This window comes from Citrobacter sp. HN-141 (genome assembly GCF_033341895.1).
Taxonomy (GTDB): domain Bacteria; phylum Pseudomonadota; class Gammaproteobacteria; order Enterobacterales; family Enterobacteriaceae; genus Citrobacter.
Genome location: NZ_JAWPBF010000005.1, coordinates 22,911 through 41,830 on the forward strand (window position 1 = coordinate 22,911; position 18,920 = coordinate 41,830).

Consider the following 18,920-nt stretch of genomic DNA (forward strand, 5'->3'; position numbering starts at 1 on the left):
CTGGTGTTTAACAGGCTATTAACAGTCTACACTAGAGACAGGAGGCCCTATGACCCTGTCTTTTACTACTCGCTGGCGTGATGAATTACCAGCAACCTATACCGCTCTTTCGCCCACCCCCCTGAGAAATGCGCGCATCATCTGGCATAACGATGCTCTGGCTGAGCAATTGGGTATTCCAGCTGCGTTGTTTGATGTTTCCGATGGGGCAGGTGTATGGGGGGGGGAATCGCTATTACCTGGGATGTCGCCATTGGCACAAGTCTACAGCGGGCATCAGTTCGGTGTCTGGGCTGGGCAACTTGGCGATGGACGAGGGATTCTGCTGGGTGAGCAATTGCTTGCAGATGGCACAACCCTTGACTGGCATCTGAAAGGCGCTGGATTAACGCCTTATTCCCGCATGGGGGATGGGCGCGCCGTGCTGCGCTCGACGATTAGAGAGAGCCTGGCCAGCGAAGCCATGCATTATCTGGGGATCCCTACCACCCGGGCCTTGTCGATTGTCACCAGCGAGACTCCGGTGCAGCGAGAGACCACTGAAGCAGGCGCGATGCTCATTCGCGTGGCGCAAAGCCATATGCGTTTCGGTCATTTTGAGCACTTTTATTATCGTCGTGAAGCGGAAAAAGTACGCCAGCTTGCTGACTTTGCGATCCGTCATTACTGGCCACAATGGCAGGAAGAGACGGATAAGTATCAGTTGTGGTTTACGGATGTTGTCACGCGCACCGCGACGTTAATGGCCGACTGGCAAGCCGTAGGCTTTGCGCATGGGGTGATGAACACGGACAACATGTCGATTCTTGGCCTGACGATGGATTATGGTCCCTTCGGTTTCCTTGATGACTACGTGCCAGGTTTTATCTGTAACCACTCCGATCATCAGGGGCGCTATAGTTTTGATAATCAGCCTGCTGCGGCTTTGTGGAACCTACAACGTCTGGCGCAGACGCTGTCGCCATTCATCCCGGTTGATGTGCTCAATGATGCGCTGGACGGTTATCAACTGGCCTTGCTCACCCGCTATGGACAACGCATGCGGCAAAAACTGGGTTTCTTTAGCGAGCAGAAAAACGATAACGAAATCCTTAGCGAACTGTTTAGCCTGATGGCGCGGGAAGGCAGCGACTACACGCGAACGTTCCGCATGCTCAGCCAAACGGAACAACACAGCGCCTTGTCCCCATTGCGCGATGAGTTTATTGACCGTGCGGCATTTGACGACTGGTTCACACGTTACCGCACGCGCCTGCAACAAGACAATGTGGCTGATGTTCTCAGACACGCGCAGATGAAGACGGCGAATCCGGCGATGGTATTACGTAACTGGCTGGCGCAGCGGGCAATAAGCCAAGCAGAGCAGGGTGATTACACCGAACTACATCGGTTACACGCTGCGTTACGTACCCCGTTTGCCGATCGGGATGATGATTATATCAGCCGTCCACCTGACTGGGGTAAACGGCTGGAAGTGAGTTGTTCCAGCTAAGGTGCGAGAAAAACCTGTGGGGATGCGTTGGCCGGGTGTTGGCCAACGTGAACCTGGGCACCGTACCAGCGCATCAGATCATCAGCCTGCAACACGGCGTCCGGCGCTCCTTGAGACACAATGCGTCCTTGATGGAGCAGTATGATCCGGTCAGCCCACAGAGCTGCCAGATTGAGATCGTGAAGGATGATGCAAACATGCAATTTTCCTGAAGCAGTGAGTGCTTTTAGTAATCTCAGCAGATGTTGCTGATGGTAAAGATCTAACGCTGACGTCGGTTCGTCGAGAAATAACCAACCACGAGGTTCAGCGTCGCACCACAATTGCGCCAGCGCACGGGCTAGCTGCACGCGTTGTTGTTCGCCACCGGAAAGCGCGGCGTATTGTCTGCCCGCCAACGGGGTGCAGCCGGTGATTGCCATTACCTGTGCGATAAGCTCGTGCTCGGGATGTTGGGACCAGGGGGCACGCCCCATCGCGATGACGGCTTCTGTCTGCCAGTCAAAACCTACCTGCGTTTGCTGACGCATAACCGCGCGATGGCGCGACAGCGTCTGCGTACTCCAGTCAGCCAGTGATTTGCCATCCAACAAACAGTGTCCGGCAGTCGGTTTTAGAAAACCGGTCAACAGACGTAGCAGGGTGGATTTTCCCGCACCATTCGGCCCGATTAACGCGACCAGTTCACCTTTAGCAAGTTTGAGCGCTACGTCGTCAATAACTGAGCGACCAGCAAGGCGATAGTGAAGCCCTTGGGCAATAAAATGTTCAGTCATGCGCGCCTCGTTGACGAAAAATAAGCCATAAAAACCATGGCGCACCGAGAATGCTGGTCAACAGACCAACGGGCATTTCCGCAGGCGCAACGGCGGTGCGGGCGAGAGTATCGGCAATCAGTAGTAAAAATGCGCCAGCCAGAACAGAACCGGGGATCACGGCCCGATGGTCTGAGCCGAGCCACATACGCATTAAATGCGGAACAACCAAACCGATGAACCCAATGACTCCGCTGACCGATACAGCAGCGGCCACGAGTAATGCGCTGCACAACAACAAAATACGCTGGATCGTCCGGACATCAACGCCGAGATAATGCGCCTCCTCCTCACCCAGTTGTAACAGGTTCAGTGCCGCAGCCAGGCGCCAGATAACCAGTACTGTTGGGAGCATTAGCGAGGTGACGGCCAGTAGTGTTGACCACTGCGCAGAACCCAAACTGCCCATTCCCCAAAGTGATAGCTGGCGCAGCTGCGCATCATTGCTGATCCACGACAGCACGCCAACTGCTGCCCCGCAGAGCGCGTTGATGGCAATTCCAACCAATAACAGACGCGATAGCGAACCGTCGCGCTGTTGGCTGAGGATAAAAATCACCACGGTGGCAGCCAGTGCACCGAGGAATGCCGCCATCATTGGCGCATACAACATGAGTAACGCAGGTAATGAGATCGGCAGCACCACCCACAGGGCGACGGCGCAGGCCGCACCGCTGCTAATGCCCAGAAGTCCTGGGTCGGCAAGCGGGTTGCGAAACAATCCCTGCATGACGCAACCTGCCAGTGCCAGCGAGCCGCCAATCACCAGCGCCAGCAGAACGCGCGGTAGCCGAATGGTGAGCCAGATTTGACGCAATGCGTCATCTCCGTCCTGCCAGAGCAGGCTTACCGGCAGGCGCAACGCGCCAAAACCGGTCGCTAGTATCGTCATTACACCCAGCATAAAGGCCAGCGTCCATAACGAGCAGGTGATTCGTCGGGCCATCAGGGCAATTGCTCCGCTTTGGCGCGTAGCTGCAAAATGGCCTGTGGCGTGCGAACGCTAAAGCCCAGCAATGCCATATCATCAATCTGCAGTACCTGCTTATTGCGCCCGGCAGGCGTTTGCGCAAGTCCAGGCAGTGCCCACAGGTTAGCTTCACCACCAACGGCCTGAATACCATCGTGTGAGATCACCACCAGGTCGGGCTGACTGGCTATTACGCCTTCTTGTGATAACGGCTGGTAACGGCTAAACCCCTGCATTGCGTTACGCAAGCCGGCTGCGCGAATAGCGGCATCAGCCCCCGTTTCCTGTCCTGCAGCCATTGCGGTCATTCCACCATGATTGAGAATAAACAGAACTCGTTTATCAAGCTGCGTGGCGGGTAATGCCGCGAGTTCCTGGCGTAACGTGTTGCGCAGGGCTTCGCCTTTAGCCTCCTGGTGTGTAGCCTGCGCAATAACCTTCACTTTCTCATCAATCACGCTAAGCGTATTACTGGCAGGGATCGTGACAACCCTGACGTTGCTCTGCTCAAGCTGTTTTAGCGCCAGAGAAGGCTGCGCTTGTGCGCTGGCTAGCACCAGCGTAGGGCGGGTAGCCAGGATACCTTCGGCGTTGAGTTGGCGTAAATAACCAACATCCGGTAGCGTGTTTGCCGCTTCAGGCCACTGGCTGGTGCTGTCTCGCGCCACAAGGGAAGACTGTGCTCCCAGTGCGTATACAATCTCGGTGACATCGCCACCGAGAGCCACAACGCGTTCTTCGTCAGCAGCCAGCGCTGCGATGGGCAGCAGCGCAATCAGGACCAGCAGTTTTTTCATGCGGCCAGTCCTTTTGGCGTTAAGGCATCGATCTGCGCTCGCCATTGCGCCTGCTCCGGTTCACCTTCCGTACGCTGTCCATAAAGCTGGGCGATTTGCGTGCCATCTGCGGCAAACAACTCCAGGCTGGTCACGTGGCCATCGGCGGTTGGTTTACGTGTCACCCACGTTTCGGCGACGCTCTCTTCCAGCAGATGCAGGGTAAAGGTCGGGTTGAAAATATTTAGCCAGCCTTTCATCGGCACCAGTTTTTCTACCACGCCGGTAAAGATTTGCACGCAGCCGCGATTACCCACAAATACCATGATTTCGTTGCCATCTTGTCGCGTGGTTTCGAGTAACTGTGCCAACGCGCAATTACTGACTTTACAGGCCAGATCGTCACCTACCAGATTAAAGGCGTGTTGGCGGGTCAGATTATGGCGCTTCAGCAGGCCGAAAAACTGGTGAACATCGGTCATGGCGCGCCACTCTTTGTCCACTGTCGCAGCGTCTACGTTAACGGCGGGCACGACGGGTTCAACAGTTTGCAGCCTCAGCGGCGGGTTTTCTGCGAAGATGAAACGGGTCAGCAGCGAACCCCATGCGGTAATATCGGTATTCTCCGTGACATAAACCTTCAGCAGTGCATCACCCTGATGGTCGAAAAATTGGATACTTTGACGTTCGCCACGGGCGGTGGTTTCGCTGATATGGAAGGCGCTGGCCCACTGGTTCAGGAACAGACGTAAATCGAGGGCGCGTGGGTTCAGTACCAGCCCGGCATGACCGTTAAGGTGCTGGTTGGTAAAGGCACCGGTTTGTTCATGCACCGCATATTCATTTCGGCAAATACATTTTGTTTCGCCTACGGCTTCCAGAGCGCCCAGGATCTCGCGCACCTCGCCGCGTAAACGCCACGCGTCATGACCGACGCGTGCGAAGGTCAGTTCAGCTTCGCTAATGTTCATCAACCCTGCGATATCACGCGCGTATTTTCCAGGATATTCTTTTTTCAGTTCCAGCCAGCGTGTGTAGTGATTCATTGCCTCTTCCTTCCAGATTGCTGCCCCGGCTCGCCGGGGCAGGGGGATTACCACTGATAACTCACGAAAATTTTGCCGTTACGGCCATCTTGCGGAATGCCTTGCGGAGACCAGTACGCTTTGTCAAAAGCGTTACCCAGAACCAGCGTGGTGGTCATACCTTTTAGCGCCTGTTGACCCTGATAGCTCACGTAAAAGTCGTTTACCGCATAGCCGGGTTGTTTGGTGTAGCTGCTGCTGATATGGGTTGAGCGGTCCGCAAACGTGCCTATCCAGCCGACTGAGAAACCGCTGTGTGCCACGGGGATGTTCAGTTTGCTGGTGACGGTATCCGGGTTAATGCTGGAAATGTATTCACCCGTGTCGGTATCTTTGCCGCGTGTACGGTTGTAGGCCATGTCTAAACTGAACAGATCGGCGGAGTACTTCGCCATCACGTCCCAGCCCCAGATTTTGGCATTGGGTACGTTATAGGACATGGTGGTTGCGGCAGCGAAATTGACGCTGGTGGAGATGTAATCTTTCGCTTTGGTATCGAAATAGCTGGCTTTAAATTCGAGCGCATCGCTTGCCATCAGCAAATCGTCAAAGCGCAAACCGAAGCCATACTCCTGCGTTTCGTTGGTTTCCGGGCGCAGGTTAGGGTTGGGTACCCAATAGTTGGTGTAAAAACGGCCGATGGAGAAGTGTTTGGCATCGTTGTACATCTCGCCCATTGTCGGTGCGCGGAAAGCCTGCGCCCAGGAGCCGAACAGCATCAGCCAGTCGGCCGGCGTGACGGTCATTCCTGCGCGAGACGACCATTTGTCGGCATCGACATCCGCGTAACCATCGCTGCTACCGCGATATGAGTCATAGCGTGTGCCACCCAGCACGGTTACTGGCAGATCCCGCAGGGTGATTTCATCCTGTAGCCAGCCGGAGCTGAAATCAATTTTTGCCTCAGGGAAACCGGTCGTCGCACCACCGGGGCGCTGTTCCTGGCGATAGTACTCACCGCCGTAAGTTAACAGGTGAGAAGCAAAGGAGTCGGTAAACAACCGGCTGCGGTTATCAATTTTTCCGCCTTTGGTGGTTTGTTTGCGAAACTCATTAGTCGCATCCGGATTCTGGGCATTAATGCGCGCCTCGGACCAGTAAATGCGAGCATCAGCGTTCAGCCAGTCATTGTCCGCAGGGGCGAGCGTGTAGGTCAACTGTGCATCACGCTGGATCGTTGAGCGATTGGTCATCGGGTTGTTACTGGTATCTGCTGCGCTGGTTTGTGGGTTTTTAGGCTCACGTGCATCATTGTTGTAATAACGTAGCGAGCCTGCCAGCGTCTGGGCGCTGTCGATTTTCCAGCTCCCTTTTGCCAGCATATTGTTTATCGCTTCATCGTTCGGCGCGGTGGTTCCGTCGCTCTGGCGTAAGTCCCCGCGGTCGCGAGTTGACCACGCGAGCAGACCGTCCAGCGTGTCGGTACGACCAAACGCGCTGGCGCCCATGCCGAGGCTATGATCGCCCGAGGCAGCAGTACCGAACACGCGGTAACCGCTGTTTTTACCCACTTCAAGTAAGTCTTTAGCCTCTGCTGTGTCATAGGCGATGACCCCGCCGAGCGCACCGCTGCCGTACAGCAGAGCCGAAGGGCCACGCACCACTTCGATACGTTTAATGAGCGCCGGATCAAGAAATGTGCTGTTCAGGTGTCCGGTGTCGGTACCCTGACGAACACCGTCTACCAGCACCAGCACTCCGCGGCGGTCATAGCCGCGCAGATTGACGTCCTGACCGTTGGTTCGTCCCGTACCGTCAAGGGTAAGTCCAGGCACTTTACGTAACAGATCTGCCGCTGAACTGGCCGTCTGGTTTTCCGGCGCGGTCGCATCAATCACGCTGACCATCATTGGCGCTTCAAAGGCACTGCGGGCATTGCCGGTGGCGGTGACAGTCATATCTTCAGCCGCCGCATAGGCGGCGACGGGAAGGTGACTTACGATCGCCAGCGCCAAAAGCGATGGGCGCAGCGATGTTGTGTGCAGGTGTGGCATAGCAACTCTCCATTAGAAAATCGAAAGCGCTGGCTGCCTGGGTATCACCTGGGTGGCTGGCGTAATAGGTATTTATTTAGTCAGAATGAGTTTACCGGCATGTGTCTGGCGCAGCAGGTAGTGCTGACCATCATGTTCTATGATCACTCGTCCTTCATTTCCCAGCAGGCTTTTGCTGTCAATCCGACGTTCGTCAGGCGCGACAGAAGGCGGTGTTTTTTCTTTTGCAGGCGTTGCTGTAGTGTTATCCATACGTGACATAGTGTTTAAAAATAACAATCAATGTAACAATGATAATCATTATCAATAAACTGAGAATTTGCATCAAGCCTTTTTGTGAAATAATTGTGACGGGATCAAATTTGCGGGATTGTGCTGCATTAAAAAAGCCCGGTAGCATGACGCTGACCGGGCCTGGATGGGCACGAACCGTAGGTCGGGTCAGGCGAAACCGCCACCCGGGCATGATGTTAGAATCGACTGTCTACCGCCGCGGCAAGTTTTTCGACCAGCAGTTCCGTATCTTCCCAGTTCAGGCAGGGATCGGTGATTGACTGACCATAAACCAGTGGCTGGCCGCTGACGATTTTTTGCGTACCTTCGTGTAAGAAACTTTCCGCCATGATCCCGGCTATTGCCGTCGAACCATTGCGAATCTGCTGACAGACGTCATCGCACACTTCTAACTGACGGCGATGCTGCTTCTGGCAATTGCCATGGCTGAAGTCCACCACCAGATGCTCCGGCAGAGAGAATTCATGCAGCGTATCGCAGGCAGCAGCAATATCTTCGGCAGAGTAGTTCGGTTTTTTACCACCGCGCATGATGATATGACCGTAGGGGTTACCGCTGGTCTGATAGATAGTCATCTGGCCGGTTTTATCCGGTGAGAGGAACATGTGGCTGGCACGTGACGCACGAATAGCATCGACGGCGATACGTGTATTGCCATCTGTCCCGTTTTTGAACCCGACGGGGCAGGAGAGCGCGGAAGCCATTTCACGGTGAATTTGGCTCTCTGTGGTGCGTGCGCCGATGGCGCCCCAACTGATCAGGTCGGCAATAAACTGACCTGTCACCATATCGAGGAATTCAGTGGCCGTCGGGACACCCAGTTCGTTGACCTGTAACAGCAGTTTGCGTGCCAGCTCAATACCATGATTTACACGATAGCTGCCATTCAAATCCGGGTCGGAAATGAGGCCTTTCCAGCCCACGACGGTACGCGGTTTTTCAAAATAGGTACGCATCACGATTTCCAGACGCGCCTGGTGTTTAGTGCGCAGTGCCTGCAGACGCGTGGCGTATTCCATGGCGGCATCGAGATCGTGAATCGAGCAGGGACCTACGATCACCAGCAAACGAGCGTCTTCACCATTTAATATTTTTTCTATCCGGCGTCGGGAATCCGTGACATGACGGGCGACGGAGGACGAAACAGGATGCCGTTGCGCAAGCTCTGCTGGAGTGACCAGGTTGTCAATACGCGCAGTACGGAGTTCATCGGTTCTGTTCATTACTTATCTCAGAAATTTGTTGCTTCAACGGCAGGACTACCGGGAAGTGATGTACATCACAATATCACACTCATCCTGCCTGGTGGCGAGCATAATAACAAAAAATCGAACCAATGCACTAGCATTCTAGTACATGCGGCGATTCAGCCCCATGATGTCGAGGATCTTGGTGGCAATCTCTTCTACTGAATAATTGGTACTGTTGAGCCACGGAATTTGATTTTTCCGGTACAGCGCCTCTACTTCAGCTACTTCCATTCGGCACTGGCGCAGTGAGGCGTAGCGACTGTTTTCACGGCGTTCTTCGCGGATGGCCGTCAGGCGTTCAGGGTCAATCGTCAGACCAAACAGTTTGTGTTGTAACGGCTTCAGAGAGGCGGGCAGCACCAGATTATCCATATCATCGGCAATAAAGGGGTAGTTAGCGGCCCGGATACCAAACTGCATTGCCAGGTATAAGCTGGTAGGCGTTTTGCCGCAGCGGGAAACGCCAAGCAGGATCACCTGCGCCTGATCAAGGTTGCGCAACGAGATACCGTCATCGTGCGCGAGGGTATAATCAATGGCGGCAATACGCGCATCGTACTTGTTGAGGTTGCCGGGATTCAGGCCGTGCGTGCGATGTGCTATCGGTGTGGGGTCGAGTTTCATCTCGTGTTGCAGCGGGGCGACCAGTGCCTGGACGATGTCCTGGCAAAAACCCTCGCTTTGTAAAATGATCGAGCGAATTTCCGGCAACACGATGGAGTAGAACACCAGAGGACGCACACCTGTTTGTTGATAAATGGCGTCAATCTGGTCTTTAACCGCACGAGCACGACTCTCATTTTCCACAAACGGCAGCGTAATGCTGCTGATCGTGACCGGAAATTGCGACATTACCGCATGACCCAATACCTCTGCGGTGATGGCGGTGCCATCAGAAATATAAAATACATGACGATCAACAGCATTATCCATTTTGCTCATCCTGGGGGCAGACATAATTCTCTGAAAGCATAAATTAAAATTCGTCAGAAGCGAATATTGCTGTATCTATTTTATAAAATGAAACGCTATTTTTATATTTAATGAAAAGTACATTTCATTTTTCGGAACAAATGTTTATACCGACTGATTTTGTGGTGATCCCGTGCTGTTCGCGGGTTTGCGCAAATGCGGAAAGAATCTGAAAAAATAAAAAATAAAGTTGCTTGAACGATTCACCGTTTTTTTCGCTGAGGTAAATATGCCAAGATAATTACGCAAAATTGAGTTTCCTAACCTCGTTCATATATAAGGATTGTTCGATGTCCAACAATGGCTCGTCACCGCTGGTGCTTTGGTATAACCAACTCGGCATGAATGATGTAGACAGAGTTGGGGGCAAAAATGCCTCCCTGGGTGAAATGATTACTAACCTTTCCGGTATGGGCGTTTCCGTACCGAATGGTTTTGCAACGACCGCCGATGCGTTTAACCAGTTTCTGGACCAAAGCGGCGTAAACCAGCGCATTTATGAGCTGCTGGATAAAACGGATATCGACGATGTTACCGAGCTTGCAAAAGCGGGTGCACAGATCCGCCAGTGGATTATCGACACTCCTTTCCAGCCTGAACTGGAAAATGCCGTCCGCGATGCCTACGCGCAGCTGTCAGCGGACGATGCCAATGCTTCTTTTGCCGTGCGTTCCTCCGCTACCGCAGAAGATATGCCAGATGCGTCATTCGCCGGCCAGCAGGAAACGTTCCTTAACGTCCAGGGGTTCAATGCGGTACTGGTCGCTATCAAACACGTGTTTGCCTCGCTGTTTAACGACCGCGCAATCTCCTACCGAGTTCATCAGGGCTATGATCACCGGGGCGTAGCGCTGTCTGCGGGCGTTCAGCGGATGGTGCGTTCTGACCTGGCGTCTTCCGGCGTCATGTTCTCCATTGATACCGAATCCGGCTTCGATCAGGTGGTGTTTATCACCTCCGCGTGGGGACTGGGTGAGATGGTGGTGCAGGGCGCTGTGAACCCGGACGAATTCTACGTGCACAAACCGACCCTGGCGGCCAACCGTCCGTCCATCGTGCGTCGTACTATGGGATCGAAAAAAATCCGCATGATTTATGCGCCGACTCAGGAGCATGGCAAGCAGGTTACCATTGAAGACGTTCCGCAGGCGCAACGCGATATTTTCTCACTGACCAACGAGGAAGTGCAGGAACTGGCGAAGCAGGCGGTGCAAATCGAGAAGCACTACGGTCGTCCGATGGACATCGAATGGGCTAAAGACGGTCATACCGGTAAGCTGTTCATTGTACAGGCCCGTCCGGAAACCGTACGTTCTCGCGGCCAGGTGATGGAACGTTATACGCTGCATGCTCAGGGTAAAATTATTGCTGAAGGTCGCGCCATCGGTCACCGCATCGGTGCTGGTCCGGTAAAAGTCATTCATGACATCAGCGAAATGAACCGTATCGAGCCAGGTGATGTGCTGGTTACCGACATGACCGACCCGGACTGGGAACCGATCATGAAAAAAGCGGCGGCGATCGTCACCAACCGCGGCGGTCGTACCTGTCATGCGGCGATTATTGCCCGTGAACTGGGAATTCCGGCGGTTGTTGGCTGTGGCGATGCGACCGAACGCATGAAAGACGGCGAGAAAGTCACTGTCTCCTGTGCGGAAGGCGACACCGGCTACGTGTATGCCGACATGCTGGACTTCAGCGTGAAGAGCTCCAGCGTGGAAACCATGCCGGATCTGCCGTTGAAAGTGATGATGAACGTCGGTAACCCCGACCGCGCTTTTGACTTCGCTTGTCTGCCAAACGAAGGTGTCGGCCTGGCGCGTCTCGAATTTATTATCAACCGTATGATTGGCGTGCACCCACGTGCACTGCTGGAATTCGATGATCAAACGCCGGAACTGCAAAACGAAATCCGCGCAATGATGAAAGGGTTTGATTCACCACGCGAGTTCTACGTAGGTCGCCTGACTGAAGGGATCGCGACGCTGGGCGCGGCGTTTTATCCGAAACGCGTCATCGTGCGCATGTCGGACTTTAAGTCCAACGAATATGCCAACCTGGTCGGCGGTGAGCGTTATGAACCGCATGAAGAGAACCCGATGTTGGGCTTCCGTGGCGCTGGTCGTTATGTTGCGGATAGCTTCCGTGACTGTTTTGCGCTGGAATGTGATGCCGTAAAACGTGTCCGTAACGACATGGGGCTGACTAACGTGGAAGTAATGGTACCGTTTGTTCGTACCGTTGCCCAGGCGAAAGCGGTCGTGGAAGAGCTGGCACGTCAGGGGCTGAAGCGCGGCGAGAATGGACTGAAGATCATCATGATGTGTGAGATCCCATCCAACGCCTTGCTGGCTGAACAGTTCCTCGAATACTTCGACGGCTTCTCTATCGGGTCTAACGACATGACACAGCTGGCGCTGGGTCTGGACCGTGACTCTGGCGTGGTTTCTGAGCTGTTTGATGAGCGTAATGATGCGGTGAAAGCACTGTTGTCGATGGCGATTCGTGCCGCTAAGAAACAGGGCAAATACGTTGGTATTTGTGGCCAGGGCCCATCTGACCACGAAGACTTCGCGGCCTGGTTGATGGAAGAAGGGATCGACAGCCTGTCGCTCAACCCGGACACCGTTGTGCAGACCTGGCTGAGTCTGGCTGAACTGAACAAGTAACTTAATGCCGGATGGTGGCGTAAACGCCTACCGGCCTACGATGGGTAGTCAACGTAGGCCGGGTAAGACGTGTTCGCATCGCCATCCGGCACTTTACCCTGCAACGCTCTCTATGTTCTCCATGCTTAAGCGCTGAATAATATCCTGACGTAGCTGAAATTTTTGGATCTTGCCAGACGCCGTGCGCGGTAACCTCTCGACAACCACGATGTGCTCCGGGTACTTGTATTTAGCTACCCGTTTACGGCTAAAAAAGGCCACGACAGACTCCAGCGACAGCGAATGGTGCGGAGGTTTTAGTACCACATACGCACACGATCGTTCGCCTAAACGCTCATCCGGCATTGCCACAACGCAGGCATCATGAATACGCGGATGCTGCAACAAAATATCCTCGACCTCGCGGCTACTGATATTTTCTCCACCGCGCACAATAATATCTTTCTTACGCCCGGTGATTTTGATGTATCCGGCATCGTCCATTCGGCACAAATCGCCGCTGTAATACCAGCCGTCATTATCCAGTGCCCGGGCGGTCAGTTCAGGTTCATCAAGGTAGCCCATAAAAACATTGGGTCCGCGGGATGCCTCTTCTCCTTCCATCCCCGCAGGCAACGTGTTACGTGCCTTATCGACGACTTTAATTTCCACGCCGGCAGCGGCATATCCGTCGGTGTTCATCTGGCGGGAAAGCGAATCATCCAGATTGACCACCGCGTGCGGCGAGCTTTCTGTTGAGCCATAGACGCTTAAAAGTTTAATGCCGAGCTGCTGACAATCTCGGGCTATTTTTTTCGGAATGGTAGTGCCGCCGCATAAGAAAAAGCGTAACGACGAGAGATCGTAGGGATGTTTTTCCACGCTACACAGCATGTCATAGACGAACGGTGTAGCGCCGAGTACGCAAGTACAGCGCTGTTGTTCCAGCAATTCGAGACAAGCTGCGGGAGTAAAAATATCCAGCAGTACGCTGCGTGCGCCAATTAAAAACGGTGCGGTCACGCCATGTAAAAAACCGGTAGCATGGCCGAGTGGCGCAGGCATCAAAAATACGTCCAGCCAGGTGAGATTAAGACGGGCACAATAGGCGCGTTCACTGGCCAGGATGTTGTTGTGGGTCAGCATTACCCCTTTGGGCATCCCCTCTGTTCCGGAGGTAAACAGCACTGCAGCCAGCTCATCGGCATGCACGTTGACTGGCTGAGTTAAGGGGGGTGATAAAAGAAGCTGGCTGAGTGCCAGTGAGTCTGTCGCGGGTGCCAGCTTATCGACGGCAACAATCTGTTGCAGATGTGGTAGCTGGTTTTGCAAGGGCAGGATCAGATCCACCGGCCGGGTTTGTTTAAACAGCGTAGGAGCGAAAAAAATCTTTGCCTTGCATTTGTTCAGTACCCATACCAGTTCGGCTTCGCGCCAGGCAGGAAGTAGTGGTACGGAAACCACCCCGGTTTTCAGACAGGCCAGATAGATAAGGGTGAATTCACACCAGCCGGGCAATTGAAAGGCGACGCGGTCACCCGGCTGGACCCCGCAGGCTAACAACCAGGTCGCCAGACGGCTGGCCGCACTGTCGAGCGCGGCGTAGGTGTATGAATCGCCGTGGTTATCGACCACCGCGATTTTATCCGGCATCGCCTGAGCAGTTTGGCTCCAGTAATCACCCAGCGATGCATCCCCCCAAAATCCTTGTTGTCGATAAGCTTCCCGACGTTCGGCATTAAACGTTAATGTGACACTCATGAGTTTTTCCCTGGATAATTTCGGTACACGTCCTGCCGGATGACAGATGTCTGTATCCGGCGTACAACAGGCGATACGTGTTAGCCGTAACGGAAATCCACACCAAATGTCCCAGCCGGGTATTCCCATTGATCGAGGATAGTGGAACCGCACAGAACCCGGCAGGTACCACATTCCAGGCAGCCTGCGGAATCAAAATGGATATTTCCACTTTCGTCCTGCTTATACAGTCCTGCAGGACAGGCTTTCAGCAGTTTGCGAAATTCTCTCATGTCAGGATGCTCGGCAAGAATGATGTGCGGATGCCCTTCATCGACATTGAATTTGTTAACGCCCAGTTTGACGTCAACATTTACGGTGTTGTCCTGACTCATAGCGCGGTTGCTCCCTTGATGCCGTCTTTCAGTAGGTTCATCAGCCCAATCTGCTTCGCGTGGGACAAAATAGTCTTGCGAATGGGCGGGGTCGGGCGGCCATCAACGGTGAACATATCGCTCATGATATCGGCCACCATGCGCGGATATTGGGTAAACAGACGGGGGTTTTCCATTAGCGCGGGGATCTTACGGAAATGCTGTAAATCACGCATCACGCACCCCTGTTCAAGGGCGCGTTTGTAGTCCATCAGGCTGTTGGCGGAGAAATCCTGACGTTCTTTCGCGGCAATGGCGGTTTTGGCTGCCGCCTCTGCTGAAGCGATCGCCAAATCCATGCCGCGCACGGTGTAGCCCAGATTCAGACAAAAACCGGCGGCGTCGCCGACGATCATCACCCCGTCATCCACCAGCTTTGGTACCATCGCCAGGCCGCCTTCCGGCACCATGTGCGCGGAATACTCCAGCAATTCACCGCCGGCGATCAGTGGGCGAATAGTGGGGTGCTGTTTAAAATCTTCCAGCATTTGCGGAATGCTTTTTGTCGCATGCTCGATATCGCCCAGACCACATACCAGCCCCAGAGAGACGGAGTCTTTGTTGGTGTACAGGAAACCTCCGCCCATCAGGCCGTTAGATGGCGAACCGGCAAACAACCAGGCGGCACCTTCATTTCCTGATAGATTAAAACGATCTGCGATGACTGCTGGCGGCAGGCCGATCAGTTCTTTCACGCCAACGGCATAATGATGCGCCGAAGAGGGCGGTACCATTCCCAATGAACGGCCCAGCATGGAATTGACGCCATCAGCAAGGATAACGATATTGGCTTCCAGGATATCGTCACCCGCCTGCACGCCAGTGACTTTGTTGCCTTCCCGGATCAGGGAATCGACGCGAACGCCCGGAATAAACTGAGCCCCGGCCTGTTCGGCTTTTTCCATCAACCAGGGATCGAGTCTGTTGCGCAATACGGTATAGGAGTCCTGCGCTGGGCTATTGTCTTTTTCACGATGGAAATCGAGGGTGACAGCACTTTCTTCGGTAAGGAAAGAGATTCTTTCGCGGGTCACTTTCCGTTCGACAGGGGCCTCCTCTGCAAAGCCGGGCATAATGTGCTCCAGGCTATGCGTGTAGAGTCGTCCTCCGGTCATGTTTTTGCTGCCAGCACTGTTTCCGCGCTCAATAACCAGCACGTCCAGCCCGGCCTGGGCCATCACGTAACCCGCTACCGCACCCGCCACGCCAGCACCGACCACAATGGCATCAAATTTTTCATCTGACATGTTCTTTGCTCCTTTCCCGCCGCGAGTGCAGCGGGATATGTGCGTTAAATGTGGCAGTTAGCGACTGAGCTGTTCGATAAGGGCCGGGACGACTTTGTAAATGTCACCAACCAGACCGTAATCGGCGTAGTTGAAGATCGGGGCTTTTTTATCTTTATTGATGGCGACTATGATCTTCGCGCCGTTCCCGCCGACCATATGTTGAATTTGTCCTGAGATGCCCAGAGTCAGGTACAAATCTGATTTCAACAGCACGCCGGAAACGCCAATATAGCGCTCGCGCTCCATCCAGTTTTCACCTTCGGCAATAGGGCGCGAACAACCCACTTCGGCACCCAGAACGGCGGCAAGATTGCGTACCATCTGCAGATCGCTCTCGGCAACCAGGCCACGACCGACGCCAACCACGCGTTTGGCTTTGCTGAGATCCACGCTGCTGAGGGATTTGGCTCGACGTTCCTGGCAAACAATCTCATGAAGCGGCGTGATATAAGGAGCAGAGACGACAGGGCAGGTATGCGCAGGATTGGCTTCTCCGGGTTCAAACATGCCTGGGGCAAGTGTGATAATCGCCAGCGCGCTATTCAGTTTTTCTTTACCGAAGGCCAGACCGCCATACATACGGTGTTCTGCAAACAGCGCACCTGCATCGAGAGTGACCGATGTGGCGTCGTTTACCATCGCCGCATTGAGTTGAATGCTTAACCGCGCGCCCAGTGATTTTGCGCGTTTAGACGCAGGCATCAGCAACAGGCCGGTGTGCGTTTGCAGTAAGGCGGCGACAGTCTCGGCGTAGTTTTCAACACGCTGCAGTCCACTGGCGTGTTCGAGCACGATGATGTCATCGGCACCCAGTGCTTTAACCTGATCGGCCTGCTCGTTGCCCTGCACAATAAGGTGTACCTGCTCGCCCCACTGGCGGGCGCCGGTTATTAATTCCGCATAGCGTTCTACGTTATCGCTAAACACCCATACGTTGGCTAATTTACTCATGATGATTGTTCTCCGTTGGGCTTAGTTCAGGGCTTTTTTCAGATGTTCGGCCAGTTCGGCAATGGCTTCTGCTGAGTCATTTTCCAGAATGATGTGCTTACGTTCTGTCTGCGGTGGAACGCTAAGGCTGACTAGTTCCGCCAGCGGTGATGCTGGCGTCCAGCCAATATCGCTGGCCTGCCAGGGGGTGACGGTTTTTTTGCCGGCACCAAGAATGGCTTTCATTGACGGAATCCGCGGTGTATTGATATCTGAGGTTACGCACAGCACGGCGGGGAGCGGCAGTTCAATCACTTCAACTTCGTCTTCCAGTGTACGTTCAACCACAATGCGGTCGCCGTTACGTTGGATGTGGCTTACCGCGTTAATCACAGGAAGCTGTAGGAGCTCACCCACCAGCAAACCGACCTGTTGTGCGTAGACATCGCCGGACCCTTCCCCGAACAGCATCAGATCGCATTCAATGTTTTTAGCCGCACAAGCCAGTGCCTGGGCGGTATCGCGCGGCAGCGCGTGCTCCAACTGTGGGTCCTGCACCATAAACAGGCTATCCGGACCGCGGGACAGCACGTCTTTACGTACTTTAGAATTTTGCAGCAAGGAGCCACCCACCGTTAAGGCGACAATCTCATCGCCTTCAGCGGTAAGTTGTGTGGCGGCTTCAATCGCGTTCAGATCAAATTGACTGATTTTGGCATCGGCCCGATCAAAGTTAAGCGAGCGCTCTGGGGTAACAACAATGTCCTGTTCTTCAGGCACCAACTTAAAGCAGATTATTATTTTCATGGCATCTCCAGTGAGTCACGTTCGGATGATGACGGTGCGCGTCATTATCGGCAGTAGGGAAAATTTGACTGAAAATAGTGTGCGGCAGAGTGGGGCCTGTTTTCGACGGGGAAATCTGTTTTCATTCCCAACAATCTTGCAGAAAAATGTGCAACGGCGATGCGGGGTTTCTAAGCGAGGAGTAAAGATTGTGTACGCAAGATTACACCGTGACAACAGTAAATGAGGGTGTAATTGAGAAATACATCCTATTTTTACGCGATATCTACCCGCATTTGTTTCTGATATGTAAATCGTTAATGTTGAATTAATAACATTTATTCTATTCAATTAGTATAAAACGTAAATAACGCCCGCTAACAGCGTTCTTGAGCAAGAAGTGTCATCTTGCAGACGACGCAAATAATTTTGTTTCGCTTGGGTAGAATATCGTTGTATAACGTGATTAATCGTTTTCATTTAACACTATTAATTTTCCGCATATTTATCATCTAAAGGTGGAGGCTGTCATGTATCAACGATGTTTTGATAATGCCATGGAAACCCTTTTTGAGCAGGGGAAGACCCCCAGATTTTCGCGATTCGTCATCAGTGATGATCCTAACTGGGAGTCGGGCCACCATGTTCATGACAATGAAACAGAGCTTATCTATGTCAAAAAAGGCGTTGCGCGCTTAATCATTGATTCTTCCCTGTATGTTGCTCACGCCGGGGATATTGTGGTGATAGAACAAGGACGGTTACATGCCGTCGCCTCGGATAGCAGCGCACCTGCCACGACCTACACCTGTGCACTGTACGGTTTTCGTTTCAATGGTTGGCAGGATAACCAGTTGTTGCAGTTACATTCGTGTCCGGTCATCAGCGTCGGCCAGGGACAGGAGGTTATTAAGAGTATTTTTAACGAACTGAGTATTATGATACCGCAGTGTAAAAATAATCTGTCATCCTCTGCTTATGATGCCTTTGCCTACGCATTAACCGTCTTGTATTACGAAAACTTTAAAAATGCTTATCGTTCGGAGCAGGGGTATATTAAAAAAGACGTGTTAATTAAAGATGTTCTGGTGTATTTGAATAACAACTTTCGCGAAAAAATCACGCTTGAACAGTTGTCTAAAAAGTTTCGCGCCAGTGTGAGTTATATCTGTCACGAATTCACTAAAGAGTATCGTATTTCGCCGATTAATTATGTTATTCAACGGCGGATGACGGAGGCAAAATTTTCGCTGACGAATACGGAAGCGTCGTTAGCGGAAATCTCGTGGCGGGTAGGATATGAAAATGTTGATCACTTTGCCAAACTCTTTCAGCGACACGTAGGCTGTACTCCCAGCGATTATCGTAAACAGTTTAAAAATAATCTGACTGAGCAGGAATGCCTGCAGCCGGAAGTCTGATTTTCTGGTGTAAGTCCGGATAGC

General features: G+C 53.1%; 16 protein-coding genes. 3 read left to right on the top strand and 13 right to left on the bottom strand.

Features of this window, described 5'->3' with window-relative positions; genetic code table 11:
- Positions 1-49 precede the first annotated feature (49 nt).
- A complete protein-coding gene (gene selO / locus RYZ59_RS07640) occupies positions 50-1,492 on the top strand; it encodes a protein adenylyltransferase SelO (RefSeq protein ID WP_318045915.1) in 1,443 nt (480 codons plus the stop codon).
- On the opposite strand, the gene RYZ59_RS07645 is transcribed toward selO, so the two are convergent.
- The 8 genes from RYZ59_RS07645 to ppsR all read right to left on the bottom strand — a co-directional run bounded on the left by RYZ59_RS07645 (position 1,489) and on the right by ppsR (position 9,609).
- Complete coding sequence (locus tag RYZ59_RS07645) at positions 1,489-2,268, bottom strand: heme ABC transporter ATP-binding protein (RefSeq protein WP_318045917.1); 780 nt, start codon at positions 2,266-2,268, stop codon at positions 1,489-1,491. The genes selO and RYZ59_RS07645 overlap by 4 nt on opposite strands.
- Positions 2,261-3,253, bottom strand: a complete 993-nt coding sequence (locus RYZ59_RS07650; RefSeq protein WP_318045918.1) for an iron ABC transporter permease — start codon at positions 3,251-3,253, stop codon at positions 2,261-2,263. Before RYZ59_RS07650 ends, RYZ59_RS07645 begins: the two co-directional genes overlap by 8 nt.
- The gene (locus RYZ59_RS07655; RefSeq protein ID WP_318045920.1) at positions 3,253-4,074 is read right to left on the bottom strand and encodes a hemin ABC transporter substrate-binding protein; all 822 of its coding nucleotides are present in this window, start codon (positions 4,072-4,074) and stop codon (positions 3,253-3,255) included. Before RYZ59_RS07655 ends, RYZ59_RS07650 begins: the two co-directional genes overlap by 1 nt.
- The gene (gene chuS, locus RYZ59_RS07660) at positions 4,071-5,099 is read right to left on the bottom strand and encodes a hematinate-forming heme oxygenase ChuS (RefSeq protein ID WP_318045921.1); all 1,029 of its coding nucleotides are present in this window, start codon (positions 5,097-5,099) and stop codon (positions 4,071-4,073) included. Before chuS ends, RYZ59_RS07655 begins: the two co-directional genes overlap by 4 nt.
- 47 nt (positions 5,100-5,146) lie before the next feature.
- Entirely contained in the window at positions 5,147-7,132 is a 1,986-nt protein-coding gene (locus RYZ59_RS07665) for a TonB-dependent hemoglobin/transferrin/lactoferrin family receptor (protein WP_318045922.1), read from the bottom strand.
- Between the two features lie 72 nt (positions 7,133-7,204).
- Complete coding sequence (hemP, locus tag RYZ59_RS07670; RefSeq protein WP_318045924.1) at positions 7,205-7,393, bottom strand: hemin uptake protein HemP; 189 nt, start codon at positions 7,391-7,393, stop codon at positions 7,205-7,207.
- Positions 7,394-7,602: 209 nt separating this feature from the next.
- Positions 7,603-8,649, bottom strand: coding sequence for a 3-deoxy-7-phosphoheptulonate synthase AroH (gene aroH / locus RYZ59_RS07675; protein WP_318045926.1), 1,047 nt, complete (start codon positions 8,647-8,649; stop codon positions 7,603-7,605).
- 126 nt (positions 8,650-8,775) lie between these two features.
- Positions 8,776-9,609 carry a posphoenolpyruvate synthetase regulatory kinase/phosphorylase PpsR gene (gene ppsR / locus RYZ59_RS07680; protein ID WP_137383349.1) on the bottom strand — a complete coding sequence of 278 codons (834 nt, stop codon included), beginning with the start codon at positions 9,607-9,609 and terminating at the stop codon, positions 8,776-8,778.
- 329 nt (positions 9,610-9,938) lie between these two features.
- Here ppsR and ppsA point away from each other — a divergent pair, with 329 nt between their 5' ends.
- The gene (ppsA, locus tag RYZ59_RS07685) at positions 9,939-12,317 is read left to right on the top strand and encodes a phosphoenolpyruvate synthase (protein ID WP_318045928.1); all 2,379 of its coding nucleotides are present in this window, start codon (positions 9,939-9,941) and stop codon (positions 12,315-12,317) included.
- 93 nt (positions 12,318-12,410) lie between these two features.
- Here ppsA and fadK read toward each other — a convergent pair whose 3' ends face one another.
- The 5 genes from fadK to RYZ59_RS07710 form a co-directional block, all read right to left on the bottom strand.
- Positions 12,411-14,057, bottom strand: a complete 1,647-nt coding sequence (gene fadK, locus RYZ59_RS07690) for a medium-chain fatty-acid--CoA ligase (RefSeq protein WP_318045929.1) — start codon at positions 14,055-14,057, stop codon at positions 12,411-12,413.
- An 80-nt stretch (positions 14,058-14,137) separates the two neighbouring features.
- Positions 14,138-14,431: a ferredoxin family protein gene (locus RYZ59_RS07695; protein WP_318045930.1), complete on the bottom strand. Its 294-nt coding sequence runs from the start codon at positions 14,429-14,431 to the stop codon at positions 14,138-14,140.
- On the bottom strand, positions 14,428-15,717 hold the full coding sequence (locus RYZ59_RS07700; protein ID WP_318045931.1) for an FAD-dependent oxidoreductase: 1,290 nt from the start codon (positions 15,715-15,717) through the stop codon (positions 14,428-14,430). The genes RYZ59_RS07695 and RYZ59_RS07700 overlap by 4 nt, the downstream gene beginning before the upstream one ends.
- 57 nt (positions 15,718-15,774) lie before the next feature.
- Entirely contained in the window at positions 15,775-16,710 is a 936-nt protein-coding gene (locus RYZ59_RS07705) for an electron transfer flavoprotein subunit alpha (protein ID WP_318045932.1), read from the bottom strand.
- A gap of 21 nt (positions 16,711-16,731) precedes the next feature.
- Positions 16,732-17,496 carry an electron transfer flavoprotein gene (locus RYZ59_RS07710; protein WP_318045934.1) on the bottom strand — a complete coding sequence of 255 codons (765 nt, stop codon included), beginning with the start codon at positions 17,494-17,496 and terminating at the stop codon, positions 16,732-16,734.
- A 509-nt stretch (positions 17,497-18,005) separates the two neighbouring features.
- On the opposite strand from RYZ59_RS07710, the gene RYZ59_RS07715 reads away from it, so the two are divergent.
- Positions 18,006-18,896, top strand: coding sequence for an AraC family transcriptional regulator (locus RYZ59_RS07715; protein WP_202038797.1), 891 nt, complete (start codon positions 18,006-18,008; stop codon positions 18,894-18,896).
- Positions 18,897-18,920 lie beyond the last annotated feature (24 nt).